The organism is Stenotrophomonas sp. STEN021 (genome assembly GCF_056760175.1).
Genome location: NZ_JBRREH010000002.1, coordinates 1 through 24544 on the forward strand (window position 1 = coordinate 1; position 24544 = coordinate 24544).

21 protein-coding genes and 1 pseudogene are annotated in these 24544 nt (G+C 63.7%); 8 read left to right on the forward strand and 14 right to left on the reverse strand.

Features of this window, described 5'->3' with window-relative positions; genetic code table 11:
* Positions 1 to 239 precede the first annotated feature (239 nt).
* The 6 genes from pstS to ACVOL0_RS00620 form a co-directional block, all read right to left on the reverse strand.
* Complete coding sequence (gene pstS / locus ACVOL0_RS00595; RefSeq protein WP_481508972.1) at positions 240 to 1259, reverse strand: phosphate ABC transporter substrate-binding protein PstS; 1020 nt, start codon at positions 1257 to 1259, stop codon at positions 240 to 242.
* A 117-nt stretch (positions 1260 to 1376) separates the two neighbouring features.
* Positions 1377 to 2156: a PA3715 family protein gene (locus ACVOL0_RS00600; RefSeq protein WP_481547424.1), complete on the reverse strand. Its 780-nt coding sequence runs from the start codon at positions 2154 to 2156 to the stop codon at positions 1377 to 1379.
* A 262-nt stretch (positions 2157 to 2418) separates the two neighbouring features.
* Positions 2419 to 3630: an OprO/OprP family phosphate-selective porin gene (locus ACVOL0_RS00605; RefSeq protein WP_313494208.1), complete on the reverse strand. Its 1212-nt coding sequence runs from the start codon at positions 3628 to 3630 to the stop codon at positions 2419 to 2421.
* Positions 3631 to 3799: 169 nt separating this feature from the next.
* Positions 3800 to 4441 carry an endonuclease III gene (nth, locus tag ACVOL0_RS00610; protein WP_481547488.1) on the reverse strand — a complete coding sequence of 214 codons (642 nt, stop codon included), beginning with the start codon at positions 4439 to 4441 and terminating at the stop codon, positions 3800 to 3802.
* 137 nt (positions 4442 to 4578) lie between these two features.
* A complete protein-coding gene (locus ACVOL0_RS00615; RefSeq protein ID WP_481547425.1) occupies positions 4579 to 4938 on the reverse strand; it encodes a hypothetical protein in 360 nt (119 codons plus the stop codon).
* Between the two features lie 7 nt (positions 4939 to 4945).
* Positions 4946 to 5728 carry an enoyl-CoA hydratase/isomerase family protein gene (locus ACVOL0_RS00620; RefSeq protein WP_481547426.1) on the reverse strand — a complete coding sequence of 261 codons (783 nt, stop codon included), beginning with the start codon at positions 5726 to 5728 and terminating at the stop codon, positions 4946 to 4948.
* Positions 5729 to 5897: 169 nt separating this feature from the next.
* On the opposite strand from ACVOL0_RS00620, the gene ACVOL0_RS00625 reads away from it, so the two are divergent.
* On the forward strand, positions 5898 to 6599 hold the full coding sequence (locus ACVOL0_RS00625; RefSeq protein WP_313169427.1) for an FKBP-type peptidyl-prolyl cis-trans isomerase N-terminal domain-containing protein: 702 nt from the start codon (positions 5898 to 5900) through the stop codon (positions 6597 to 6599).
* On the opposite strand, the gene ACVOL0_RS00630 is transcribed toward ACVOL0_RS00625, so the two are convergent.
* From ACVOL0_RS00630 to ACVOL0_RS00640, 3 genes are all read right to left on the reverse strand, one after another.
* Positions 6592 to 6858, reverse strand: a complete 267-nt coding sequence (locus ACVOL0_RS00630) for a hypothetical protein (RefSeq protein ID WP_481547427.1) — start codon at positions 6856 to 6858, stop codon at positions 6592 to 6594. The two genes, ACVOL0_RS00625 and ACVOL0_RS00630, sit on opposite strands and share 8 nt — an antisense overlap.
* Positions 6859 to 6976: 118 nt before the next feature.
* Positions 6977 to 8665, reverse strand: coding sequence for a PA domain-containing protein (locus tag ACVOL0_RS00635; RefSeq protein ID WP_481547428.1), 1689 nt, complete (start codon positions 8663 to 8665; stop codon positions 6977 to 6979).
* Positions 8662 to 9201 carry a post-PEP-CTERM-1 domain-containing protein gene (locus ACVOL0_RS00640; RefSeq protein WP_481547429.1) on the reverse strand — a complete coding sequence of 180 codons (540 nt, stop codon included), beginning with the start codon at positions 9199 to 9201 and terminating at the stop codon, positions 8662 to 8664. The genes ACVOL0_RS00635 and ACVOL0_RS00640 overlap by 4 nt, the downstream gene beginning before the upstream one ends.
* Positions 9202 to 9437: 236 nt before the next feature.
* Between ACVOL0_RS00640 and ACVOL0_RS00645 the strand changes: the two genes are divergently transcribed.
* The 3 genes and pseudogenes from ACVOL0_RS00645 to ACVOL0_RS00655 all read left to right on the forward strand — a co-directional run bounded on the left by ACVOL0_RS00645 (position 9438) and on the right by ACVOL0_RS00655 (position 12137).
* Positions 9438 to 10241, forward strand: a complete 804-nt coding sequence (locus ACVOL0_RS00645; RefSeq protein WP_481547430.1) for a CoA pyrophosphatase — start codon at positions 9438 to 9440, stop codon at positions 10239 to 10241.
* Positions 10238 to 11148 (forward strand): annotated as a pseudogene (locus tag ACVOL0_RS00650) (sulfurtransferase). The gene ACVOL0_RS00645 and the pseudogene ACVOL0_RS00650 overlap by 4 nt, the downstream one beginning before the upstream one ends.
* 68 nt (positions 11149 to 11216) lie before the next feature.
* Positions 11217 to 12137, forward strand: coding sequence for a DUF1684 domain-containing protein (locus ACVOL0_RS00655; protein ID WP_481547489.1), 921 nt, complete (start codon positions 11217 to 11219; stop codon positions 12135 to 12137).
* Positions 12138 to 12156: 19 nt separating this feature from the next.
* Here ACVOL0_RS00655 and ACVOL0_RS00660 read toward each other — a convergent pair whose 3' ends face one another.
* A complete protein-coding gene (locus ACVOL0_RS00660) occupies positions 12157 to 12720 on the reverse strand; it encodes an N-acetylmuramoyl-L-alanine amidase (protein WP_481547431.1) in 564 nt (187 codons plus the stop codon).
* A gap of 51 nt (positions 12721 to 12771) precedes the next feature.
* Between ACVOL0_RS00660 and ACVOL0_RS00665 the strand changes: the two genes are divergently transcribed.
* Both ACVOL0_RS00665 and rlmKL read left to right on the forward strand, forming a co-directional pair.
* Positions 12772 to 13299, forward strand: coding sequence for a hypothetical protein (locus tag ACVOL0_RS00665; protein WP_481547490.1), 528 nt, complete (start codon positions 12772 to 12774; stop codon positions 13297 to 13299).
* 132 nt (positions 13300 to 13431) lie between these two features.
* Positions 13432 to 15570, forward strand: coding sequence for a bifunctional 23S rRNA (guanine(2069)-N(7))-methyltransferase RlmK/23S rRNA (guanine(2445)-N(2))-methyltransferase RlmL (gene rlmKL / locus ACVOL0_RS00670; RefSeq protein ID WP_481547432.1), 2139 nt, complete (start codon positions 13432 to 13434; stop codon positions 15568 to 15570).
* Between the two features lie 121 nt (positions 15571 to 15691).
* On the opposite strand, the gene ACVOL0_RS00675 is transcribed toward rlmKL, so the two are convergent.
* The 4 genes from ACVOL0_RS00675 to ACVOL0_RS00690 all read right to left on the reverse strand — a co-directional run bounded on the left by ACVOL0_RS00675 (position 15692) and on the right by ACVOL0_RS00690 (position 20301).
* Positions 15692 to 16024 (reverse strand): DUF3325 domain-containing protein, encoded by a 333-nt coding sequence (locus ACVOL0_RS00675; RefSeq protein ID WP_481547433.1) that lies wholly within the window; start codon positions 16022 to 16024, stop codon positions 15692 to 15694.
* Positions 16021 to 17643, reverse strand: coding sequence for a PepSY-associated TM helix domain-containing protein (locus ACVOL0_RS00680; RefSeq protein WP_481547434.1), 1623 nt, complete (start codon positions 17641 to 17643; stop codon positions 16021 to 16023). Before ACVOL0_RS00680 ends, ACVOL0_RS00675 begins: the two co-directional genes overlap by 4 nt.
* Positions 17640 to 17966, reverse strand: a complete 327-nt coding sequence (locus tag ACVOL0_RS00685) for a DUF3649 domain-containing protein (RefSeq protein WP_481547435.1) — start codon at positions 17964 to 17966, stop codon at positions 17640 to 17642. The genes ACVOL0_RS00680 and ACVOL0_RS00685 overlap by 4 nt, the downstream gene beginning before the upstream one ends.
* A 109-nt stretch (positions 17967 to 18075) precedes the next feature.
* Positions 18076 to 20301, reverse strand: a complete 2226-nt coding sequence (locus tag ACVOL0_RS00690; RefSeq protein WP_481547436.1) for a TonB-dependent siderophore receptor — start codon at positions 20299 to 20301, stop codon at positions 18076 to 18078.
* Between the two features lie 525 nt (positions 20302 to 20826).
* Here ACVOL0_RS00690 and ACVOL0_RS00695 point away from each other — a divergent pair.
* Both ACVOL0_RS00695 and ACVOL0_RS00700 read left to right on the forward strand, forming a co-directional pair.
* On the forward strand, positions 20827 to 23214 hold the full coding sequence (locus ACVOL0_RS00695; RefSeq protein ID WP_481547437.1) for a TonB-dependent receptor plug domain-containing protein: 2388 nt from the start codon (positions 20827 to 20829) through the stop codon (positions 23212 to 23214).
* A gap of 2 nt (positions 23215 to 23216) precedes the next feature.
* On the forward strand, positions 23217 to 24521 hold the full coding sequence (locus ACVOL0_RS00700) for an aminotransferase class V-fold PLP-dependent enzyme (protein WP_481547438.1): 1305 nt from the start codon (positions 23217 to 23219) through the stop codon (positions 24519 to 24521).
* Positions 24522 to 24544 lie beyond the last annotated feature (23 nt).

Genomic DNA, 24544 nt, shown 5'->3' on the forward strand with positions numbered 1-24544 from the left:
TTATTGGTTGGGGGGGCGCCGGTTGGTGTGGTTTCCAAGAATTGCCCTTTTGTGCCCCCCCTTGCGGGGCTGTCGGTTCCCGGTAAACCCCCCACCCGCCCTGGGCGCGGCTCTACGGGACTTTGGGGACTTTCAGCTTCGCGGTTTACACCGCTCCCACAAAAATGATGCAAAAAAAAGCGCGGATCACCTGATCCGCGCTTGAGACGACGAGGGAGAGGGTCCCGCCGGCTCTTTACTCAGTAGCGCAGGTTCTGCTGCCAGTAGGTTTCGATCTGGCGGACCAGCGGGTCCGGCAGCGGCACGTAGTCCAGCTGACGGGCCTGGGCGTCGCCGTTGGCGTAGATCCAGCGGAAGTATTCGACTGCGGCCTTGGCGCCTTCAGCCGTCTTCGGCTGCTTGCGCATCAGGATGAAGTTGGTGGCGGTGATCGGCCAAGCCTGCTCACCCGGGGCGTTGGTCATCACCAGGTAGAAGTCACGTGCGTTCGCCCAGTCGGCGCTGGCGGCAGCGGCCGAGAAGGTCTCGTCGCGCGGCTGCACGAAGTTGCCGGCGGCATTCTTCATGCGCGAGAAGGTCAGGCGGTTCTGCAGGGCGTAGGAGAACTCGACGTAACCGATCGAGCCGCGGATCTGCTTGACATAGGCGGCCACGCCTTCGTTGCCCTTGCCGCCGATGCCGACCGGCCACTGGACGCTGGTGCCTTCACCGACGGTGGTCTTCCAGTCGGCGTTGACCTTGGACAGGAAGTTGACGAAGTTGAAGGTGGTGCCCGAGCCGTCGGAACGGTGCACGACGGTGATCTTGGTGTCCGGCAGGGTCAGGCCGGCATTGAGCGCGGCGATGGCCGGGTCATTCCACTTGCTGATCTTGCCCAGGAAGATGTTGGCCAGGGTCGGGCCATCCAGCTTCATCGCACCGGCTTCAACGCCCGGCACATTGAGTACCGGCACCACGCCGCCGATCACCGATGGGAATTGCACCAGGCCGGCCGCAGCCAGTTCTTCCGGCTTCAGCGGGGCATCGGACGAACCGAAGTCCACCGTGTTGGCCTTGATCTGGGCAATGCCGCCGCCCGAACCGATCGATTGGTAGTTCACGCGCTTGCTGGTAGCGGTGTTGTAATCCGCCGACCACTTGGACATGACCGGGTAGATGAAGGACGCGCCGGCGCCGGTGACATCGGCAGCGTTGGCGGCGAACACGGACGACGCAGCGAGGATGGCAACGGCTGCGCGCGATTTGATGGCGTGGATCACAAGTGGCTCCTGGGAGATGTGAATGTGCGGTGAGTTCCGCCCGGCGCCTATTCCATAACGATTTGATGACAGTGCAGCGTCTGTCACATGACGTTCAAATGACAATGCCTCATGTCATCAGAATGTTGCTTTGATCTCGCTGGGTAGCGGGTAGCTGCGACCCTTGGGCTGCAGCTTGAAACTGCGCACGGGGTGGTCCTCGCGCTCTTCACGGCAGTTGCCAGCTGCATCTTCGCGGCTGACGGTGCTGGCGCTGCGCTCACGTACCGTCAGCGTGGCCCAGCCCTGCGCCGGGGCGGGGCCAACCTCCAGCGTGCGCTTTGTTTCATGGAACTCACCGGCACAGCGTGTGTCCCATTCGCCGCCGCTGCTGGAGGTGACGATCTGTTCGGTAATCGCCTCCAGCTGGCTTTCGTTGATCACCAGTAGCTGCAGACGGGTTTCGCTGAAAGGGTTGGGCTGCGAAGAATTGCTGCGCGAGCTGCGGACACCGAACGCGCGCACGCCGGGTGAGAGGTTGTAACGCGCGGTATCCAGGCTGACGCTGTCGACATGGATGGCATCGCTGCTCATCACCTCGGGCAGGCGGAGGCTCGCGCGTGGGCGCAGGCTGGCGCTGTCGATCACCAGTACATCCAGGTCGCCTTGCTGGACCTCACCGTTGAACTCCTCCGGGCCCAGCACCGGCACCGCGATCAAGGTCAGGGAGGTATCGGCTGGCCAGACGCGGCATGCGCCGCGCTCGGCGTCGATGGCCCAGCCGGGGCGATCGGGCAGGGCATTGATATCGCGTTGCTGGTAGGCGTGGATGATGCGCGCTGCGCTGTCGTCGCCACAGTCCTGGGCGAATGCGGTGAAGGGCAGGGAGAGCAGCAGGGCGAGCAGGCAGGTGCGCATGGATCCGTCCGGTTGGAGCGCCCCCCTGAATGCGTTGTGGGAGCTGCGTAAGCTGCGAAGCTTACACAGCTTGGGCAAACGCAGCTGCGCCCGCTGTTGTAGGAGCGGCGTGAGCCGCGAAGCTCGTGCATTTTCAGTTTGCGAAAATCAGTCTCACGGCCGGACCACCAGCTTCGCGGCTTACGCCGCTCCTACAAAAGCGCAGTCGCTGCAACGACGAACGCCCCTTGCGGGGCGTTCGTGTAGTGCATACAGCCGCTGCTTACCAGAAGAACTGCAGGCGCGCTTCCAGGATGTCCGGCTTGTCGCTGACGAACTTCTTGCTGGACGAGGAGTACTTGTTGCTGTCGACCATCACGTAGTTCAGCGAGGCCTTGAAGTTGGAGCGCCAGTACCAGTTGGCGCCGACGGTCCAGATGTCCATCTTGCCGCCCAGCACGCCGTCCACCAGCGGGGTGCCGCCGACCACGGCCGGGGCCTTCAGGCCGCCGTCGTTCAGATCGATGTGATCAAAGCGCGCGCCCAGCTGCCACATGCCACGGCCCGGCTCATCCGGCAGACCCAGGCTCGGGGTGCCGCCCTTGTAACCCCAGGTCTCACCGGTGACGTTCCACACGCCACTGATGTAGTAGCCGTCGCTGCTGTAGTTGGCGTGGTCGTAACGCTTGGCCTTGGAGCTGTAGTACTCGCCCTGGGCCTTGAACGGGCCGCGCACGTACATGGCTTCGGCGCCGATGGTGCTCAGGCGGTCGGTGTCCTTCAGGTCGCCGCTGTCGACCAGACGCACGGTGGCCAGGTCGGCGTTCGGGCGGGCGCGCAGGCGCAGCAGGTCGGCGTCGGTGTCGTAGTCGACGTAGCTCAGGCCCAGGTGCAGGATGTTGCCCTTCTCATTGATCGGGGCGAAGGTGCCGCGCACGCCGTAGCCGCTGCCATGGGCCAGGTCGCGGGTCAGCTCGCGGCCGAAGGCCGAGGCGGTGACCGACCAGTTGGCATCGCCGATGCCGTAGCCGACACCGAGGCGGCGGGCAACCGCGTAGGTGTTGGTGACGGTAGCCTTGGAGATGAAGTCGTTGTTCTTGGTGCTGGACAGTTCTTCCAGGCTGTTCGGCTGCTTGAACTGGCCGGCCTGCAGGAAGTGGTTGCTGTTGCCGCCCAGCTTGTACTTGACGTTGGTGTCGAGGAACTTGTCAGCCTTGGCGTCGTAGCCGACCACCCACTCGATGTTGCCCGGGCCCTTGCCCTTCAGCACCAGCTCGGCGCGACGCAGCTCGAATTCGCTGTCCTTGCCGTTCTTGCCGGTGTTGCCGTTCAAGTCGGCCTTGTCATTGCTGAACCAGTTGCCGTCGGCCTGGACCAGGCCTTCGAAGGTGATTTCGGAACCGCCAATAACGTCGATGGCGACTTCAGCATGTGCAGCCGGCGCGAACAGTGCAGCAGCCACGGCCGCGGTAAGGAGTTGGCGATGCAGTTTCATTGGGTGGGTAGCCTTGCAGGCGGTTGGAGGTTGCTGCGAAGGCTAGGGCGTAAAGATTGCGTAAATGTGACAGTTCGGCGACCAGCTCTGGCCCCGTGGCACAAGGCCCTGCGTATTGGGCCTTGTAGCTGTTACGGGAAAGTGTCGTACAGATGGCAGCGGCCGACGTTCACGCAGCGTCGGCGGTCTTGTCCTTGAAGTGGCAGAGGTCGCGGATCACGCATTGCGGGCAGTCCGGTTTGCGTGCCTTGCAGACATAGCGTCCGTGCAGGATCAGCCAGTGATGCGCATCCTGCAGGAATTCTTCCGGGATGACCTTCATCAAGCCATCCTCGACGGCACGCACATCCTTGCCGGGTGCCAGCCCGGTGCGATTGGAGACCCGGAAAATATGCGTGTCCACCGCCATCGTCGGCTGGCCGAAGGCAGTATTGAGCACCACGTTGGCAGTCTTGCGGCCAACCCCGGGCAGGGCTTCCAGTGCGGCACGTTCGGCCGGCACTTCGCCACCGTATTTCTCCACCAGGATCGCGCAGGCGGCAATCACGTTCTTGGCCTTGGCGTTGAACAGGCCGATGGTGGCGATGTAAGGCTTCAGTCCTTCTTCGCCCAGGGCAAGAATGGCCTGGGCGGTATTGGCCACCGGGAACAATTTGCGGGTGGCTTTGTTGACGCCGACATCGGTGGCCTGCGCCGACAAGGTCACCGCTACCAGCAGCTCGAACGGCGAGCTGTATTCCAACTCGGTAGTCGGGTGCGGGTTGAGCTCACGCAGGCGTGTGAACATCTCCAGCACTTCGCCGGCATTCATGCGTTTGCTGCCACGTGTGGACGTGGCTTTCGCCGCTGCGGGCTTTTCTGCCGGAGCTTTCTTTACCGCGATCTTCTTGGCGCCGATTTTTTTTGCGGCGGTGTTCTTCGTCGTTGATTTCTTCACTGCCACTGCCGTCATGTGCCTGGCTTCTCTGCGGCGCGCGCCTTGGCCCGAGCCAGGATTGCTGCCGCTGCAGAGGGCAGGGCGGGTTTGCTATCCGCTAGCGGCGGCGGTGCACGGCGTGCCTGACGCTCGGCATCGCGACGTGCGAGACGCGATGCCCGGGCGCGATAACGCTCCCGCGCAGCCCAGGCCGTGTGCAACTGCTGCTGGGCCCGCTGCAGTTGCTGTGGCAGCTGCGGGTGCTCAGGGTCCAGCAGCGCGTCGCCGGGCTGTGGCAGGTAGTCCATCAGCCCGGCGCGCAGCGCCGCATCCAGATCATCGTCCAGTACGAATTGCAGCAGTTGGCGGGGCGTGGTGCTTGGGTTGGACATGGACAACTCAGCGATTCTTGAATTCCGGCTTGCGGCGTTCCAGGAAAGCACTGGTGCCTTCGCGCATGTCGTCGGTGGAGAACACCAGCCCGAACTGCGCGCTTTCGTACTCCAGTCCCTCCTCGATAGCGCATTCGCCGCCAACGTTGATCGCGTCGAGGATGCCGCGCAGCGCCAGCGGTGCCGCGTTGGCCAGCTGCTCGGCCAGTTTGGTGGTCTCTGCTTCCAGTTCGGCAGCCGGCACCACGCGGTTGACCAGACCCAGCTGCTGGGCGCGCTCGGCGCTGATCGGCGCACCGAGCAGGCAAAGTTCCAGCGCGGCCGCACGGCCGGCCAGGCGCAGCAGACGCTGGGTGCCGCCGAAACCCGGTACCAGCCCCAGATTGATCTCCGGCTGGCCGACCTTGGCGCTGTCGGCGGCGATGCGCAGGTGGCAGGCCATGGCCAGCTCCATGCCGCCGCCCAGCGCGAACCCGTTCACCATGGCGATGACCGGCTTGTTCAGGCGTTCGATCCGGCGCATCAGGCGCTGCCCGACCAGCGAGAAGTCGCGGCCCTGAACCGGGGTCAGCGTGTTCATTTCGGAGATATCCGCCCCGGCTACGAAGGCTTTGCTGCCGGCGCCGGTCAGGATCACTACTCTTACCTCCTCAGCCTGCGCCGCTTCGGCAAAGGCTGCATCCAGTGTTTCCAGGGTCAGCCGGTTGAGGGCGTTGAGCTTCTCCGGGCGCTGCACGGTGATGGTGCGGACGCCTGCCTGGGTGCTGATCGAAACCGGTGACTCGGACATAAGGAAAAAGCCTCGGAACGTTAAAAAAAAGTAATGAATTGAACTCTTTCAACCGAAGACGGTCATAGGTGAGCGTCGTCAGTGGCGGACAGCCTTTGTGACGGCTATCCTAACCCGTCGCCTCTAGCGGCATGCTTGCCCTGAGACACCATTCCTGGAGAACTGTTTGATGAAGTTGCGTTCTATCGCGGTCGCCGTGGCCGCCCTGGCCGTCACCGGCACCGCTTTCGCCCAGGACATCGCGTCCGAAAAGGGCAAGCTGAGCTATTACTTCGGCTATGACTACGGCAACAACCTGGCTGAGCTCACCGGTCGTGGCGAGCAGCTGGACATCGCTTCGGTGGTGAAGGGTCTGCAGGATGCCTACGCCAAGAAGCAGCCGGCCATCACCGCCGATCAGCTGAAGCCGGCCGTTGAAGCCTTCCAGCGTCGTGAGCAGGGTCGTGCCCAGGCTGCCAAGGCCGAGTACGAAAAGGCTGCCGCTGAAAACAAGACCCGCAGTGACCAGTTCATTGCCGCCAACAAGGCCAAGGCCGGCGTGCAGACCCTGGCCAGCGGCGTGCAGTACCGCGTGATCGAAGCCGGTGCCGGTGCCAAGCCGACCCAGGCCAGCACCGTTGCGCTGGAAGTTGCCGGTCCGTTCCCGTACGGCCAGCGTCCGACCGAAGCTCGCCCGGCACAATCGATTCCGTCGATCAAGCTGAGCGAAGTGGAAATGGCTGCCATGCGCGAAACCCTGCTGCAGATGCCGGCCGGCGCCAAGTGGGAAGTGACCCTGCCGCCGGACAAGGCCTACGGTGCCGATCCGCGTACCCCGTTCCCGCCGAACGTGGCAGTGCAGTTCGAAATCAAGCTGGTCAGCGTCAAGTAATACCGACCCAGTGATGCAATGGAAGCGCCGGTGGCAACACCGGCGCTTTCTTTTTGCCTGGAATGCGCACTCGATGCCGGTAGTGCCGAGCCATGCTCGGCAGGGGCTTTACCAGTGACACCAGCAGGAGCGCTTCATCAACGACCAGCCCAGTGCCGGCGCGCAACCGGCCAAAGCCGCAGTAGCCGACCATCGCAAGCTGGGTTGTTGCAGGCCAGGTAACTATCAGTGCCATGCAAAAAAGAAGAGCCGGCGCCATCAAGGCGTCGGCTCTTTGTTCACTATCCAGTGCTGTTTCTGGACGAACTGCTGGTTTCGCTTGTAGAGCCTCTGCCGAGCATGGCTCGGCACTACAGGCAATCCCTGCTCGCCCAGATCTACGGCGAGGTCACCTTTGCCGCGCAACTGCGGATGCCGGCCTGTTCAACGGTGCTGATCATGTTGATGGCTTTCAGCGAGGCAGCGGTGTCGTTCATGCAACGCAGGTAGAGCGCACGGTTGCCGTTGGCGGTGGTGCGGCACAGACGGTCCTGGGCCTGCACATTGGCGCCGGCGATCAGCCCCGGGTTCTTGAACAGCTTCACCCCCGTATCGCAACTGCCGATGCGCGCAGTACCTGCATTCAATTCCCAGCCCTCATCGACAAACGCCGCCAAGGTGAGGTCGACCATGCGCCCGGCATCGGTATTGGGGCTGTTAGCCGGCTCCATCAACGCGTCGGGTATCAACACACTTTCAAAGTGCGAGAAGGTCGAACCACTGGCAACCACCGCTGGGGCGTACAGCAGTGGGCGCCCGCTGGCATCGGCGCCGGCATAGCGTCCGGCAACTTCTCCCAGCGCTGCTGTGAGCGCCGTGCCAGCCTGCGCTGCCGCCTTGATCAGATTGGCATCGGTGAGGTTGACACTCAGGGTGGGGATGGTGGCGTTGACGCTGGGGTCTTCAGCCATGCCGGGGGCGGTGCCTGGATCGCCGGAACTGGCGACATTGCCGATGATCGCCGCGACTGCGCCTGCGGCCTGCGCATTGGCAGCCTTGATCTCGAACGCACAGCCGCCACGGTTGATGTAGGCAACCTTTCCGCTCAGGCTGCCGGCGGGGATCGCTTCGCAGGCATCAGCGGTGTCAGCGCCACTGCCATCGTTGGCGATCGCAACCGGACCGCTGAAGTTGGCGGGAGTGGCTGGTGGGCCGAACGATGCAGTACCAAAGAACTGCGTGACCACGCTGCTGCCATTGATCGACAGCACAACAGCGGGGTCAAGCCATAGCGGGGTTTGTGCCCTGGTGGTGGCGCCATTCCAGGCCGGTGCACCACGGGTCTTGATTGACGTGGCACGCAGCGCATTGGTCATGCCAGCTTCGGTGAAGCGTTTGCCGGACAGGTTGTCGAAGGCGTTCTCGGTATAGACATCCGAGTAGCCGTAGTACTGCGGTATACCGACGCGCGCGCCCAGCAGGCCGGTGTTGTAGTCGACGAAGCCGGAAAAGCCCAAGCCGTGGCCGATCTCATGCATCACCACGTCGAGGAAGCTGACCCGGTTGTCGGGTGCTTTGCCGTCCAGTCCGTAGTACCAGCCCGAGCCGGTCATGCACGGCGTGCCGTCAGGGTTGCTGCCGCCCAGGTTGTTGTTGAAACGGCTGGTGATATCGGTGCCCGCACCACTGATGGTTATACGGCTGCCATTGAGCGCATTGGCCAATGGCGCGTGATAGATCATGCCCAACGTCGACCCTGAAGGTGGCGTGGTTGCGATCCAGGAAGCGCCAGCAGAGCCCAAGGTGCCGCCGGTAGCGGTACAGGTAAGGTCCTGGAAGCTCGCACCGACGAAGGTCTCCACATCACTCTGCAGTACCGCACCCCATAGATCGGCGGCGAACTGATAGACGATGCGGCGTTGCTCGCCAACACTCTTGCCCGGGTTACCGCCTTCTGGTGCGCGTACGGTGGGATCGTTCAGGCCTTTGCCGGCAGGATCCTGATTGATCGGGGTGATGATCGCGGCGTTTGCCGATGCACCCAGCAGGGCGCTGCCGATGACGGCGGAAAGTAGCAAGGTCTTCATTCGGACACCTCCTGCCTGCCGTGCGAAAGCGGGGCGCCGTTCTCCAGGATCTGCACCTCGCCTGCAGCGTCGCGCTCGATGCTCAACGAATTCAGTGCCGACAGCGGCAGGTCGGCGGTGCTCATGCCGTTGCTTTGCAGCTTTATCGTCTTGGCGGCGTCGGTGCCGGTTTGCGGGATGCGCGCCCAGGCAGCATTGGTTCCGGCCGCGCTGCGGCTTGCAGACGGCATCGCGTTGGCCTTGTCGGCCAGCGCCCGGATCTCGGAATCGGTGAGTTTGCGCAGCTTGCCGGTCTTGGCATCGATGCCGGCGACCATGCCGCTTTCGGTAGGGGTACTTGGGTTGCCGTCCGTTGGCGGCTCATGGGCCTGTACTGAAAGGCTGGCGGACAGTGCCAGCGCCGATAACAACAAGGTGGGTTTTGCCATTCTCATTTCCGAGCTCCGCTTACAGAGTGAAAAGCGATAAGGCTCCATCCGTATGCAGGCGAGGCAGGCGTCGAACAGCCACGCTGATCGAGCGCGCATCACGCGCATCGGATGGTTCGTGTTCCCCCTGTCGGCAACTGGAGTGTGCCCTTAGATGAACCCAGGCTCAACCATAGTTTGATGCGCATCACATACTGAATGCGCTTGGGCAGCGCTGGGCTTGCTGAATTGGCCCGGGCGTTTGTCGCTGGTTTGCCATCCGGACAAGGCAAATCCCTTGCTGGCAAAGGCGGGAACTGGTCCGAAAGTGCGCCCCGCGTTACGCTAGCGTGATGTCGGAATTGATGGACGCACCTGCTCGTGTCATCTCCAGCCCCTGCCTTGGCATCTGCGCGCTTGATGAGCAGGGCTATTGCCGTGGTTGCTGGCGCAGTGGTGCCGAGATCGGTGGCTGGATGCGTATGAGCGAGGACGAGCGACGGCGGGTAATGGCACAGGAGTTGCCCCGGCGTGCGCGTCACGCGCAGGCGTTTGCCGAGCAACTGCAGGGCCGTGAACGGCTGCAGCAGGCCTTGATGCCACTGACCCAAGCGCCCACCGGGCCGGGTTGGAACCGGTCCGAGCTGGAGGATCTGTTGCCGCCTGGGCCGCCGGTGGAGGCGGCAGTATTGGCCGGGCTGGTGCCGCGCGCGCAGGGCACGCAGGTGATCCTGACCCGCCGAACGGAAGCGCTGCGCAACCATGGCGGGCAGGTTGGATTTCCCGGAGGCCGCATTGAAACCGTCGATCGCAATCCGCTGGCAGCTGCCCTGCGTGAGAGCGACGAAGAAATCGCCTTGCCGCGCAGTCAGGTGTTGGCCTTGGGTTACCTGGACCCCTTCATCACCATCACCGGCTTCCGGGTCACGCCGGTGGTCGCGGTGGTGGATCCCGCGTTCATCGCCCGGCCCGAGCCCGGTGAGGTCGCCGAGGTATTCGAAGTGCCGCTGGATTATCTGATGGACCCGGCCAATCTGCGCCAGGTGGATATCGAGCATGGCGGGCGTATTCGCCATGTCATGGAGTACAGCTGGCCAGGGCAGCGCATCTGGGGCGCTACCGCCGCCATTCTCTACAACCTTCGTCGTCGTTTGGAGCAGCTGGCATGAGCCAGACCAGTATTTCGTGGACAACGCTGGTTGATGCAGCGGACCTGGCCAATGCCTTGGCGCAACCCGAATTGCGTGTGGTCGATGCCCGTGCCACCGCCAGTACCGCGGTGCGGGTGGTGGATGCGCGCTATTCGCTGGCAGACAGGCAGTCTGGCGCCGCTGGCTATGCGGCCGGACATATTCCCGGTGCGGTCTACGCGGACCTGGAGAAAGACCTGTCGGACATGTACAGACAGGGGCATGGCCGCCACCCCTTGCCCGACAGTGCGGTCTTTGCAGCGCAGTTGGGACGTTGGGGCATTGCGCCTGATACCCAGGTGGTGGTCTACGATGCGGCCGATGGCAGCATGGCGGCGGCGCGCCTGTGGTGGTTGCTGCGGTTGATCGGCCATCGCAAGGTTGCCGTGCTGGATGGCGGCTTGGCGGCTTGGCGGCGTGGCAGGCGGCAGGGCAGGCACTTGATGCGGCCCCGGTTGCGGTGACGCCGTTGCCGACCTATCCAGGTCAGTTCGATATGACCCAGGTAGTCAGCGTCGAAGAGGTGCAGGCGCGCTTGTCGCAGACGCCGGCATGGCTGCTGGATGCGCGTGCCGGAGAACGCTACCGCGGCGAGGTCGAGCCCCTGGACCGGGTTGCCGGGCATGTGCCCGGTGCGTTGAACCGGCCATTCGGCATGAACCTGCGCGATGGTCGTTTCCGTCCTGCGCAGGAATTGCGCGACGAATTGGCGCCGCTGTTGTCCGGGCAGGCGCCGCAGCAGATGGCGGTGATGTGCGGTTCGGGTGTCACCGCTTGTCATCTGGCGTTGGCCTTTGCGCATGCCGGTATGCCCGGACTGCGTGTGTTCAGTGATTCCTGGAGTGGTTGGTCCAGCGATGCAGGCCGGCCAGTCGCCACAGCGTGAGTGATCAGTACGCCGCCAATGGGCGCGGTGCCTATCGGTATGAATGCTTCGGGGGAAGCGTGCGTTCATTGAAATGGCTGGGTGTAGCGCTGTTGGCGGCAGTTCTTGGTGCATGCAATGCGCCAGGTACTGGCCTGTCTGACGAAGCGGCGCGTCAGTATCTACGTGACATTGAACAATGGCGGGCGCAACGTCTGGCCGAGCTGCGTGCGCCCGATGGTTGGCTCAGCTACACCGGCTCGGGCCGGCTCAAGACCGGTGCGTACCGGGTGGGCAGCGCTGCTGCCAATGATGTGGTGTTGCCCAGTGGTCCTGCCGAGCTTGGCTTCCTGCAGGTAGACAAGGATGGCGAAGCCATCATCACCGCAGCTACCCGTGCGGGTGCGCAGATGAACGGCCAGCCGCTGCAGCGTGCGGTTCTCATCCCCGGTGTCGCCCATGTCAACGAGGCCAGCCGCGTTCAAGTGGGTGATTCGGAGTTCTATCTGGTGCGCACCGGCAGCATCCTGGGATGGCGCTACCGCGACCCGCAATCACCGCGGCGCCTGACATTTACCGCTATCGAGCACTTCCCGGTCGACCCGAAATGGAACATCAGCGCGCAATGGCGGTCGTTCCCGGCACCCAAGCAGGCGGTGTTGTTGACTTCGATCGGTACCCCATTGTCGGCGGTTGTGCCGGGTGAGGCAGTGTTTGAGGTCAATGGCCGCAGCTATCACCTGCAGCCGGTACTGGATGAGGCTGCGCCGCCATCGCGGCGTTTGTTCTTCCTGCTGTCGGACCGCACCAGTGGTCGCGACACCTATGGTGGTGCGCGTTATGTGTACGCAGCGATGCCCAGCGACGGTGTGGTGCAGTTGGACTTCAATCGTGCCGAAAACCCGCCCTGTGCGTTTACCCCGCATGTGGTATGCCCGATTGCGCCGGCGATCAACCGGCTGGATCTTGCGGTGACGGCCGGCGAAAAATTCCAGTACCTGCCGCAGTAAGCGGCGGCCAGGGAGTTGCTCAGTCCGGCAGCTGCTGCAGATCAACGGCGCGCAGCACCAGTTCCCAAGGGAACATCGGGCCCGGATCGAGCTTGCGTTGCACGCTGCGGCCGGGGGCATCGCTGGCCGGCTCCAGCGTGGTGTCCAGCTGCTCATGGCCGGCGATGTAGCGCAGCGATGGTACTGCCTGCGGCAGCCATTCCAGCAGCCGTACCAGCGCGGCGATCTGCGCTTCCGGGTAGGGCTCACTCATGGCCTGGTTGCTGGAGTCGAACCAGTTTGGCCAGCGCCCGCGGTTGACCAGCTCGATGCCGATCGAGCGCGGATTGATGCCGCGCACGTGGTGGGCGACGCGGTCCAGCGCGATGTATTGCTGGATGCTGCCGTCGCGGTCGATGTAGTAGTGGCCGCTGTTGCCGCTGCCATTGTCGTAGAGCGCACGCTCGCCGTACTCGCGGGCCGTGGCCAGGTCCGGCAGCTCGGTGCAGTGGATGACCACCAGATCGATGTCGGTGAGCTTGCGCTGCGCCAACTGGCGTTCGTAGGGCAGCGGTTTGGCAATGATGGGGGGCGGCAGGTGCATGTGTGGATGCTAGCATTCGCCCATGATTTCCCCCACGACCTGCCGCCAGCCATGAGCCGCGGCCATTGCATTCTGTCGCACGGCTTCGAGAGCGGCCCTGACGCCACCAAGGTCACCGCGTTGGCCGAGGTGGCTGAACGCCTCGGCTGGAGCCACGAACGCCCGGATTACACCGATCTGGACGCCAGACATGAGATCAGCAGGGTCGGCGACGTGCCGGCGCGGCTGCAGCGGCTGGTCGAGCGTGCGGCCGAGATGGCTGCGCGCGGCCCGCTGGTGCTGGCGGGGTCGAGCCTGGGCGCCTATATCTCGGCGATCACCTCGCTGCAGGTGCCGGTTGCCGGGCTGTTCCTGATGGTGCCGCCGACCACGATGGGACCGATGCCGGCGCTGGACGCCGCGGCGGTGCCGATCAGCGTGGTCCACGCCTGGAACGACGAGCTGATCCCGGCCGCCGACGTGATTGCCTGGGCCGCTGAGCGCAGGGCGCGACTGCTGCTGGTCGATGACGGCCACCGGCTGATGCGCCATGTGGACGCCTCCTGCCAGGCCTTCGAGGCCTTGCTGCGCGGTTTGTGAACGCGGCTGCCGGCTGAATCCGACGGCGCGGCGGGCAACTGCCTACAATAGTGGCCCTGGATGCCCCGGGGCTGGCCATCGTGCCTGCCCGTCTGGCTGGCCTGATTCCCCTTCTGAAAGTTGATATCTCCCGTGAATTTCTTTGTTTCCTGCGCCAAGGGCCTTGAATACCTGCTCGCCGACGAACTGCTGGCGATGGGCCTGCCGCGCGCGACCGCCACCATTTCCGGCGTCAATGCCGAGGGCGAACTGCGCGATGCGCAGCGCGTGGTGCTGTGGTCGCGCCTGGCCAGTCGGGTGCTGTGGCCGCTGCAGGAATTCGATTGCCCGGACGAGAACTCGCTGTACCAGGGCGTGGCGGCGATGCCGTGGGACCAGCACATCACTCCCGAGCTGACCTTGTCGGTGGACGCGCATGTATCCGGTACCGCCATCACCCATGCACGCTTTGCCGCGCAGCGGGTCAAGGACGGCGTGGTCGACAGCCTGCGCGGGCAGGGCATGGAGCGGCCGTCGGTGAACGTCGAGTTCCCGGATGTGCGCATCAACCTGTCGTTGCGCAAGGGTCGTGCCACCATCTCCATCGACCTGGGCGGCGGCCCGATGCACCGCCGCGGTTGGCGCATGGCGCAGAACGACGCGCCGTTGAAGGAAAACCTGGCCGCTGCGGTGCTGCTGCGCGCCAACTGGCCGAAGATCCACGCCGAAGGCGGTGGTTTGCTGGACCCGATGTGCGGCAGCGGCACCTTGCTGATCGAAGGCGCCCTGATGGCCGCCGACGTGGCGCCGGGCCTGCAGCGCCACGGCAGCATCCCACCGAGCCGCTGGCGCGGTTTCGACCAGGCGCAGTGGAAGGAACTGATGGCCGAAGCGCGCGAGCGCGAGCAGGCCGGTCGTGCCGCGCTCAAGCAGGTCATCCACGGCAGCGATATCGATCCGCAGGCCATCCGTGCGGCCAAGGAAAATGCCGAAGTGGCAGGTGTCAGCGAGGCTATCTGGTTCGGCGTGCGTGATGTCGCCGATGTGCAGGTGCCGCCGCAGGAAACCGGCTGCGTGGTCTGCAACCCGCCGTACGACGAGCGTCTGGCCGCGGATACCGTGCTGTATCGCCGTATCGGTGATGCACTCAAGCGGGCGGTGCCGACCTGGCGCGCGAGCCTGCTGTGCGGCAGCGCCGACCTGGCCTTCGCCACCGGCCTGCGTGCAAGCAAGAAGTACCAGATGTTCAATGGCGCCATCGAGTGCGCGTTGATTGTCTGTGATCCGATTGCGGTGCCGGAGCGCGAGAACGCCGGCCAGCCGCGCGAGCTCAGCGAAGGCGCGCAGATGGTCGCCAACCGCCTGCGCAAGAACCTCAAGAAGTTCAAGAACTGGCTGAACCGCGAAGGCATCACCTGCTTCCGCGCCTATGACGCCGATCTGCCGGAATACGCGGCGGCCATCGACGTCTACCGCGAAGACGGTGGCAAGAACCGCACCTTCCTGCATGTGCAGGAATACGCAGCACCGGCCACCATTCCGGACGTGGACGTGCGCCGCCGTCGCAACGAACTGCTTGCTGCGGCCCGTGAGGTGTTCCAGGTGCCGGCCGAGCAGGTCGCGCTGAAGTCGCGCGAGCGTGGCAAGGGCGGCAGCAAGTACGGCCGTTTCGAACAGCGCGGTGAGTTCATTTTGGTGCGCGAGAACAACGCGCTGCTGCGTGTGAATCTGTTCGATTACCTGGACACCGGCCTGTTCCTCGACCACCGCCCGCTGCGCACGCACATGGCGCAGGAAGCGCGCGGCAAGCGCTTCCTCAACCTGTTCTGCTACACCGGCGTGGCCAGCGTGGAAGCCGCGGTTGCCGGCGCCAGCTCGACCACCAGCGTGGACCTGTCCGGTACCTACCTGCAGTGGTGTGCCGACAACCTCGCGCTCAACGGCAAGGGCGGCAGCCAGCACACGCTGGTGCAGGCCGATGCGGTGACCTGGCTGGAAGCGGAGAAGAACCGCTACGACGTTATCTTCTGTGACCCGCCGACCTTCTCCAACTCGGCGCGCGCTGAAGACTTCGACATCCAGCGCGAGCACGTGCGCCTGCTGCGTGCAGCGATGGATCGTTTGACCTCCGACGGCGTGCTGTACTTCTCCAACAACTTCCGTCGCTTCAAGCTCGACGAAAATGCGGTTGCCGAGTTCGCCATCTGCCGCGAGATCTCCGCACAGACCATCGGCCCGGATTTCGAGCGCAACGCCCGCATCCACCGCGCCTGGGAACTGCGCCGGGTCTAAGCTTCACCCGTAGTGCCGAGCCATGCTCGGCAGAGGCCTTCCCGGCAATGCCAACCCGTAGTGCCGAGCCATGCTCGGCAGTAGCTTTCCCGGTAAAGCTCCAGCCGAGCATGGCTCGGCTCTACAACAGGCTTGCCGACGCCATCCCTGCGACTGGCAACACCCACGCCAATGGCGCGATCCAGCGCGGGCGGTAGGGGTACAGGCCGAACGCCAGCAGCAGGCCGGCGACGGTCATGGCACCCAGCCAGCACACCGGCCCCAGCGCCCAGCCGTGGCGCCAAACGCACAATGCAAACGCGGCAGCCAGCAGGCCCCAGCCCAGCCAACGCCATAGCCGCATACGTGAAGCGCTGGCGCGGTCCTTGCCATGCAGCTCCAACTGATGCTTCTCCATCGCCAATGACAAGGCGGCAAAGGCAGCGAACGACAAACCAAGTGTGAGCAGCATCATGTGCATGCCTCCGCCACGACAGCGGCCTGTTGCCTGCGTTTTTTTTCCGCCGCACTCAGCGGCGGCTGCCAGTGCTGCATGCGCCAGCCGCAGTACGCCAGCATCGCGCCAAAGGCGATCATGGTCAGGTCGAAGCTGGCCAAAACCCAATCACCGGCAGCGATGGTCGCACCGAGGTTCATAGGTGTGGTCAAGGCATTGAGCAACGGAATCAAGGCAAACAACGTCGCACCCAGATACAGCTGCCACGCCCACATCATCCGCTTCGGCCAGATGAAGGCGGCCAACAGCGACGCACCCCATGCATAGAAGAACACGCTGACCTCAGCGTCGCTGCGCTCGGCCAGCTGCACCGGCAACAATCGATTTCCCCAGAAATAAGCGGCAAAGGCAATCGGCAGGCCGGCGACGGCGCCGATGTTCAAAGCATCGACCAGACGCAGGCCGAAACCGGTCTTGCCGGACTTGGCATGCTTGGGCCGTTCCTTGACCGCCCACAGCACCACGCCACTGGCCACCATCAGGCAGCCGATCAATCCGGACAGGAAGAACAGGGCGCGCAAACCCCAATCGGCGAAGCGTGCCAGATGCAGCCCATACATCACGCCGCGCGTCTGTGTTGCGCCACCGGCGTTGGGACTGGCTTCCAGCAGCTCGCCACTGACTGCGTCATAGCGCAGCGACGGTGTATCCACCGACAGGCGCTTGCCATCGCGTTGCTGGATGTCGACCACTGCGTTGGCAGCACCCGGCCGATACACGGTGAAGCCGCCGATTTCGGCGCCGTTCCAGTGCCTGCGCGCACTGTCCATCAGTTGCTGGATCGGCACCGGCACTGCTTGGCCTTGCCCAGGTGATTCGATGTCGGCCATACGTGCGAAGGCCTCACTGAAGAACGCATCCTCGTCCTTGGGATAGGCAGTGCTCACGCCCCATGGCAGGTACATGAACATCAAGGTGACGATGCCGGTGTAGGTGATCATCGCGTGGTACGGCAGCGCCATCACCGCGCTGACGTTATGGAAGTCAAGCCACGAGCGCAGGCCTTTCTGCGGACGGAAGGTAAAGAAGTCCTTGAAGATCTTCTTGTGGGTGATCACGCCGGTGATGATCGCCACCAGCATGAACATCGCGCAGAAACCAACGATGTAGCGTGCCCACACAACGGGGATGTAGTGCAGGTCGAAGTGCAGGCGATAGAAGAAGTCGCCACCGCGTGTTTCGCGTGCGCTGACTTCAGTGCCGGTGTTGGGGTCGACGGTGGCGTCACCGAAGCGGCCGCCGCCGCGACGCCGACGTTTCTCGCCTTCGGTCGGTGGTTTGACCATCGACTCGGGGTTGCGCCAGAACATGCGCATTGCCGGATTGCGGGCGTCGGGCAGGGTGACGCTCCAGCTCTCGGCCAGCGCTGCCTTGTGCTGCAGGAAGTTGAGCGCGCGGGTGGCGGCGTCGTCGGCACTGACCGAGCTGCGTGGCAGCTCGGGGCGCATCCAACGGCTGATCTCCTCGCGGTAATAGCTGGCCGTGCCAGCCATGAAAATCAACAGCAGCAACCAACCGACCAGCAAGCCGGTCCAAGTGTGCAGCCACGCCATCGATTGGCGGAATCCGTTCTTCATGCGGCAGCTCCAAGCCACTGGGTGCCCAACCAGAACAGCGCGGTCGGGATCAGGATGCCGACCCATGCACGCAGCGCGCTGCGGGTGGCGAACGCCCACAGTGCGGCGCAGGCGCACAGCACGATGGCGACCAGCATGCCGGTCAGTACCGCCTGGCTGCGGGCGATCGGCAAGGCCACGGCGAAGAACATCGAGCATGTGGCGGCCAGCGCGTAGCCGCCGACGATGGCGGCAAGCGAGCGTGACAACACGCCCAACCAGGGGCGTGCGAAGAAACTGCCAAGACGGGTGTACCAAGGGCTGGCGAGAGGCGTGCTGTCCACGGGAACCTGCAAAGTCGGATCAATACGGACGCCACCGGCAAAGCCGGTGGCGTGGAATAAGTCGGCCGTCCCTGGCCGCCACTGCCGTGCAGTGGTTTCCCTGCAGGGATTACAGCTTCCAGCGCAGGCTCAAACGCACGTTGCGCGGCTCGCCCCAGTTGACGCCGTCATAGAAGCCGACGTTGCTGTAGTACTTCTTGTCGAGCAGATTGTTGATATTCAACTGCGCGGAGAAGTTGTCGTTGAACTGGTAACCGGCGAAGGCATTGACCAGTACCACCGCATCCTGGGTGATCGGGTATTTGTAGCGCTTGCCGCTGGTGAGGTAGTCGTCCGCCGGACGGTTGCTCATACGCCAGATTTCGCTCTGCCAGGTGACACCGCCACCCAGCGACAAGCGGCTCCATGCACCGCCTGGACGCCAGCTGGTGTTGAGGCGGAAGGTGTTGACCGGCGTGGTGGTGTTCTGGCGCACGCCGTCCTTGTTGCGGATGACGGTGTGTGCATAGCCGGCCGACAGGTTCCAGTGTTCGCTGATGCTGCCCTGGGCTTCCACTTCCCAACCCCTGACCTTGTTGCCCTTGCCGGTGGAGCGGTAGGCGGTCGAGCCATCGGGCAAGGAAGCCTCCGGTACCGAGTCATCGACTTCGGCAACGTTGTCCTTGACGCCCTTGAACACGGCTGCCGATGCGTTCATGCGACCGTCGAACAGCTCGGCCTTGACGCCGGCTTCCCACATATCGCCAACCACCGGTTCCAGGTAGTTGTTGTTCTTGTCGCGGTAGTTCTGCGGCTGGAAGATGTCGGTGTAGCTGGCATAGGCACTGAATGACTTGCTGAAGTCGTAGATCAGGCCGGCATACGGAGTGAGCGAGTCATCCGGCTTGTAACCGCCGCGGGTGGTGCCCAGCAGTTTCCCGGACGCGTCGCGTTCGTACTCCCAACTGCGGGTTTCCCAGCTGCCGTAGCGTGCGCCGAGCACCGCCATCAGCGGATCGGCAAGCTGCAGGCGTGCAGCAACATAGGCGGCGCGCTGCTTGAGCTCATCCTGCGAGGACAGCCAGTTGTAACGATTGACCTGCAGCGGCGCCACGTCGCCGGTCCAGTGACGCCAATCCGGCACCTTGTCATAGCCGTCGGCATAGTCGAAATCCGAGCCCGGGACTTCGCCCTTGCGCAGCGACTGGCCGAGGCCGACCACCAGCTCGTGCTCGCGGCCGAACAGTTTGAACGGGCCGCCGGCATTGAGGTCGAATACCTGCATGTCACCGCGTTCGCCGAAAGCGCCGATGTAGGCGGTCACGCCGGTACCGTCCGGACGCGGGTAGCCTGCCGCGCCGTACCAGACATTGCCTTCGGTCTCGCGCTTGGAGCGGGTATAGCTGGCCTTGATCGACCAGTCATGGCCCAGGCTCTGTTCCAGTCGTGCGAATGCGGTCTTCTCGACGATTGGCCAGCGGCTCCAGCGTGCCGACAGATTGGTCGAACGCGGCAGCTTGGCCGGCTTGCCGTCGACGCCCCAGTAAGGCACCACGCCCCAGGTAACGCCGGAAGTTTCCGGCGACTGGTATTCGTAGCCGACTTCGAGCAGGGTGCTGTCGCTCAGGTCAGCCTGGACAATGCCGTAGAACACATTCTTGTCCATCTGATAGACGTCGCGGAACGAGTCGCTCTGCTGCTTGGCGGCTACGATGCGCGCACGTACGCGGCCATCCAGTGCGACCGGGCCACCGATATCTGCTTCCAGGCGTTGGTTGCCCCAGCGGCCGAGCATCAGGTTGGCGCTCATCGCGAACGCATCGGTTGGGCGCTTGCGCACGTAGTTGATGGTGCCCGAGGGATCACCGGCGCCGGTGGTCAAGCCTGTCGCGCCGCGGACCACTTCGATGCGGTCATAGATGACGCTGTCGTTGTTGGTCTTGATGTAGCCACCGAAGGTGTTGAGCATGCCATCAACCTGGAAGTTGTTGATGGTGTAGCCACGCGAGACGAAGCTAATGCGCTCACTGTCGGTGACCGCTACGTGCACGCCGGTGACCTGGCCCATCACGTCGGACATCGCATACAGGCCCATGTCATCCAGGCGCTGGCGGGTAAGCACGGTCACCGACTGTGGCGTGTGCCGCAGCGACAGATCCAGCTTGGTGGCGGTACGCGCTTGTTTGACTGTGTACGAGGTGGGGATGTCGCCGTCGGCGACGACTTTCACCGTATCCAGATTGGTGGCGGCAGGCGCCGCTTCTTCCGCCCACGCGGAGGCGGCTGCGCTGCAGAGGGCGACAGAGAGTGCGGCGGCCAGTAGCGCTGGCTGTGGCAGGGTAGGACGGGAGGACATGGCGGATTCCTGTTGGGCAAAAGGATTGCCAACTACAGGAATCGCCCACGGCACAGCCCACACAATGCGTGGACGCCCCGGGTAGTGCCGCTCCCGCCAGCTGGCCTGCATGCACGGCGCAGCCGGCTACGGCGCGCGTGGCATCAGTTCGGATATCGGGGGTACACGGGGCGTGGCGGGATGGAGTGAAACATCCATGTCGCACGAGGCTGGGCGTACTGCCTAGGTGGTAACGATAATTGTTCGCATTTAAATAAGCAAGCGGATGTGTCATTGCTTCTGTGCTGGTTGCGCTCGCATCGTCATGCCGCTGACGCGTGCGCGATATCTCTCGCGGGGTGTTGTTGGGAGCGCTGGTGCGTGCCCATTGATGACGATTACGAGCAGTAGCAGTGAATGTCTGCTTGCTTCATTCAACAGTGCGTTGTGTTGTATGTGTCATCGCCGGGCAACACGTTGTTACGAGAATGCGAAGCTCCCTGCAGGCACTTGCCTGAAGCAGTCTTTCGAATTCCGGAGCAGCCAGTGAAGCGTTGTGCGTTGTCGATTGCAGTTGGATTGGTGGTGTTTGGTGGCGTGGCAAGCGGTGCACATGCGCAACAGATGGGAGCGACGCCAGCAGCAAAGGCGACCAACCTCGACGCTATGATCGTCACTGGTACGCGCGGTTCCAACCGCACCCAGTTCGATACGCTGGCGCCGGTGGATGTGTTCTCGCAGGAAGAAATCCAGGGCATCGAGTCGTCTGACCTTGCCGACGTGTTGGCGCAGCTGGTGCCCTCGTTCGTGGTGCAACGCATGCCGATGAATGATGGTCAGGTGTTCGTTCGCCCAGCCACGCTGCGTGGCCTGTCGCCGGATCAGACCCTGGTGCTGGTCAACGGTCGTCGTTTTCATCGCTCGGCACTGCTGGGTGCCCGTGGCGCGCAGGGGCCGGATCTGGCACAGATCCCGAAGAGCGCGATCCAGCGTATCGAAGTGCTGCGCGACGGTGCCTCGGCGCAATACGGTTCTGATGCGATTGCCGGCGTGATCAACATCATTCTTGATGACAGCGTTGGCACCGAAGTGAGCATGGGCCTGTCGCAATACAGTGAAGGCGATGGCACCTCGCGCAATGTCGGTGCACGTACCGGTATCGCGTTGGGTGATGCCGGCAGCCTCTCCTTGTTCGCTGACTACGACAATTCCGATGCGACCTCGCGCACCCGTCAGCGCGCAGATGCAATCGCTTTCCAGAACAAACATCCCGAATTGAAAGTGCCAAACCCGGTACAGCGCTGGGGCCAGCCGGAGCTTGAGAACAAACGCGCAGGCTTCAACCTCAAGCACTACCTGGGCGAAACCACCGAGATCTACGGCTACGGCCTGTATGGCAGGGGCGAGGGCCTGAGTGATTTCAACTGGCGCAACCCGGATGGCACCGCCTCGGTCTACAACACCACGGCGGTGTTCCCGGGCTGGGATGTGCGCACGCTATACCCGACTGGCTTCAGCCCGAAGTACGGCACCGACTATGACGATCTGCAGCTGCTGTTCGGTGCGCGCGGTCGCATTGGCGAGAATCTGGACTGGGATGTAAGTGGCAGCTACGGGCGCAACCGCATCGAGTACACCCTGGGGAATTCGATCAATGCCTCGCTGGGGCCGGACAGCCCTACCTCGTTCTACCTCGGTCGGCTGAGCCAGGAGGAGCGCAACCTCAACGCCGACTTCGTTTACAGCCTGCCATTGGCGGCGCTGGCGTCGCCGGTGAATATCGCCTTCGGTGCCGAGTTCCGTGAGGAGACCTATGGCGTGGATGCGGGTGACCCGGCCTCGTATGCAATCGGCCCCGGTGCGGTCGCCGGCCTGGCAGGCAACTCCAACGGGGCGCCTGGCTTCAGTCCAGCCAACGCCGGCAGCTGGGATCAGCGCAGCTATGCCGCCTATGTCGATGTGGAAGTACCGATGACCGCGCGCTGGAGCGTGGGCGCAGCAACGCGCTACGAACACTTCTCTAGCTTTGGCCAGACCGTGGATGGCAAGCTGTCCTCTCGCTTCGAGTTCACCCCGGATTTCGCCCTGCGCGGCTCGGTGTCCACCGGATTTCGTGCGCCTACACCTGGTCAGCTCTACACCACCAATACCCAGCAGGGCCTGGATACCGTCACGCTGCAGGTGTTCACCTCCGGGCGCCTGTCGCCCAGCGATCCGCTGGCACGCATGCTGGGCGCGAAGGATCTGAAGCCGGAGCAGTCACGCACCGCATCGCTGGGCCTGACCTGGCGCAACGATGCCGGCTTCTCGGGCTCGATGGACCTGTACGACATCAAGGTAACGGACCGTTTCAGCCAGTCGGCCTCGTTCCAGATTCCGGCCGGCGTCGCCAACCCGATGGGCTATACCTCGGTGAGTTATTTCACCAATGACTTCGACACCACCACACGTGGTATCGATCTGGTTGGCAGCTACGCCACCGATCTGGGGACGGGCCGTTTGAACGTGACCCTGGGCTGGAACTACAACAAGACCGAGGTCGACAAGGGCGCTACCGGCGTGGCGACCAATGCCAGTCAACGTGTGGTGTTCGAAGAGCGCCTGCCACGGCAGAAGGGCACCTTCAGTGCCAACTACGACGTCGGTAGTTGGAGTGTGCTTGGCAAGCTGCGCCACTACGGCGCGTGGACCGACTCATCGGGCAATGCCACCGGCGATATCTTCCAGCGCTTCGGTGCCATGCAGTTCTTCGATCTGGCAGTGAGCTACCGCATCAATGCGATGCACTCGCTGCGGGTCGGCGCTGACAATGTATTCAATCGCTATCCGGACGAAGCGACCTTCCAGGCCAGCCGTGGTCTGATCTACTCGCGCAATGCGCCATATGATACTGACGGCCGCAATGTTTACGCCGAATACCGGTTGAAGTTCTAAGCATGGATACCAATCGACGTCGTCTCCTGCGCTCGGCGGCCATGTTGCCGCTGATGGGCACTGCTGCCGGGGCGTTGGCATCGGCCACGCCAACAGCGTCACTGCCAAGCGCATCGGCAGGCAGGTCTGCCGCGCAGTTGGCCACGGATGAGACGTACTGGGCGGCAGTAGCCGCCCAGTACGAGCTCACCGACGAGGTGGTGATGCTGGACAACGGCTATTGGGGGGCAATGGCGCGGCCGGTAGTGCAGGCCTATCAACAGGCCACCGCTGAAGTGAATCAAGGCAATGCCTGGTTTGGTCGCGTCGAGTTCCCGAAGCGGGCGCGCTTGGTGCAGCAGCGTTTGGCTGCGTTCCTCGGTGTGGGTGAAGACGAGCTGGTACTTACCCGTGGCGCTACCGAGGCGCTGCAGGCGTTGATTGGTGGCTACAACCGGCTGCAGCCGGGTGACCAGGTGCTGTATGCCGATATCGACTACGACAGCACCATCACCGCGGTGCGCTGGCTGCAGCAGCGGCGCGGTGCCGAGCCGGTGGCGATCGTGCTGCCGGAGCCTTGCGATGCGGCAACGGTAGTGCAGGTCTATGCCGATGCGCTGGCCAGGTATCCGCGCCTGAAACTGATGCTGTTGACGCAGGTGAATCACCGCAACGGCATGCTGCTTCCGGTCGCCGAGATTGCGGCATTGGCCAAGGCGCGCGGCGTGGATGTCATCGTCGATGCCGCGCATGCGGTGGGGCAGGTGGACATGCAGGTTGGCGAACTGGGGGCTGACTTTGTCGGGATCAACCTGCACAAGTGGATAGGCGCTCCAGTCGGTGTAGGCGCGATGTATGTGCGGCGCGGGCGGGTGGCGGATATCGACCCGTATATGGGCGACCCGGATCGCGGTATCGCCAGTCGCATCCATACCGGCACGGCCAATTTTGCGGCCTTCCTTGCGCTGCCTGCGGCCTTGGATTTTCATGCCGCGATCGGTGTGCAGGCCAAGCGCGAGCGCCTGTTGCTGCTGCGCAACCGCTGGCGCGATGGGGTGCGCGAAGTGCCGGGCGTGCAGTTGCTGGGTAGCGACGAGGTGGCGTTGAGCAGCGCGATTTCATCGTTCCGGCTGCAAGGCCGCACATCGCTTGAGCAGAACGTGGCGATAGCGCGGCAGTTGCTGGAACAGCACGGTGTGTTCACCGTGCATCGTGATGGCTTGGCGCAGGGTGCATGCGTGCGGGTGACGCCGGGGATATTCACCTCGCCCGCGCAGATTGATCGGTTGGTGGATGCAGTGCAGGCGGTAGCGGCAAAGACTGCGTAGGGCGCCCCGCTTGTGGGAGGGGC

What these genes read in the sequence shown, in the direction of transcription:
- ACVOL0_RS00600 (WP_481547424.1), bottom strand. Translation starts at nt 2,156, where the DNA reads ATGCGCACCTGCCTGCTCGCCCTGCTGCTCTCCCTGCCCTTCACCGCA.
- ACVOL0_RS00605 (WP_313494208.1), bottom strand. Translation starts at nt 3,630, where the DNA reads ATGAAACTGCATCGCCAACTCCTTACCGCGGCCGTGGCTGCTGCACTG.
- nth (WP_481547488.1), bottom strand. Translation starts at nt 4,441, where the DNA reads ATGAATGCCGGCGAAGTGCTGGAGATGTTCACACGCCTGCGTGAGCTC.
- ACVOL0_RS00615 (WP_481547425.1), bottom strand. Translation starts at nt 4,938, where the DNA reads ATGTCCAACCCAAGCACCACGCCCCGCCAACTGCTGCAATTCGTACTG.
- ACVOL0_RS00620 (WP_481547426.1), bottom strand. Translation starts at nt 5,728, where the DNA reads ATGTCCGAGTCACCGGTTTCGATCAGCACCCAGGCAGGCGTCCGCACC.
- ACVOL0_RS00625 (WP_313169427.1), top strand. Translation starts at nt 5,898, where the DNA reads ATGAAGTTGCGTTCTATCGCGGTCGCCGTGGCCGCCCTGGCCGTCACC.
- ACVOL0_RS00630 (WP_481547427.1), bottom strand. Translation starts at nt 6,858, where the DNA reads ATGGCGCCGGCTCTTCTTTTTTGCATGGCACTGATAGTTACCTGGCCT.
- ACVOL0_RS00635 (WP_481547428.1), bottom strand. Translation starts at nt 8,665, where the DNA reads ATGAAGACCTTGCTACTTTCCGCCGTCATCGGCAGCGCCCTGCTGGGT.
- ACVOL0_RS00640 (WP_481547429.1), bottom strand. Translation starts at nt 9,201, where the DNA reads ATGCGCGTGATGCGCGCTCGATCAGCGTGGCTGTTCGACGCCTGCCTC.
- ACVOL0_RS00645 (WP_481547430.1), top strand. Translation starts at nt 9,438, where the DNA reads ATGGACGCACCTGCTCGTGTCATCTCCAGCCCCTGCCTTGGCATCTGC.
- ACVOL0_RS00660 (WP_481547431.1), bottom strand. Translation starts at nt 12,720, where the DNA reads ATGCACCTGCCGCCCCCCATCATTGCCAAACCGCTGCCCTACGAACGC.
- ACVOL0_RS00665 (WP_481547490.1), top strand. Translation starts at nt 12,772, where the DNA reads ATGAGCCGCGGCCATTGCATTCTGTCGCACGGCTTCGAGAGCGGCCCT.
- ACVOL0_RS00675 (WP_481547433.1), bottom strand. Translation starts at nt 16,024, where the DNA reads ATGATGCTGCTCACACTTGGTTTGTCGTTCGCTGCCTTTGCCGCCTTG.
- ACVOL0_RS00680 (WP_481547434.1), bottom strand. Translation starts at nt 17,643, where the DNA reads ATGAAGAACGGATTCCGCCAATCGATGGCGTGGCTGCACACTTGGACC.
- ACVOL0_RS00690 (WP_481547436.1), bottom strand. Translation starts at nt 20,301, where the DNA reads ATGTCCTCCCGTCCTACCCTGCCACAGCCAGCGCTACTGGCCGCCGCA.
- ACVOL0_RS00700 (WP_481547438.1), top strand. Translation starts at nt 23,217, where the DNA reads ATGGATACCAATCGACGTCGTCTCCTGCGCTCGGCGGCCATGTTGCCG.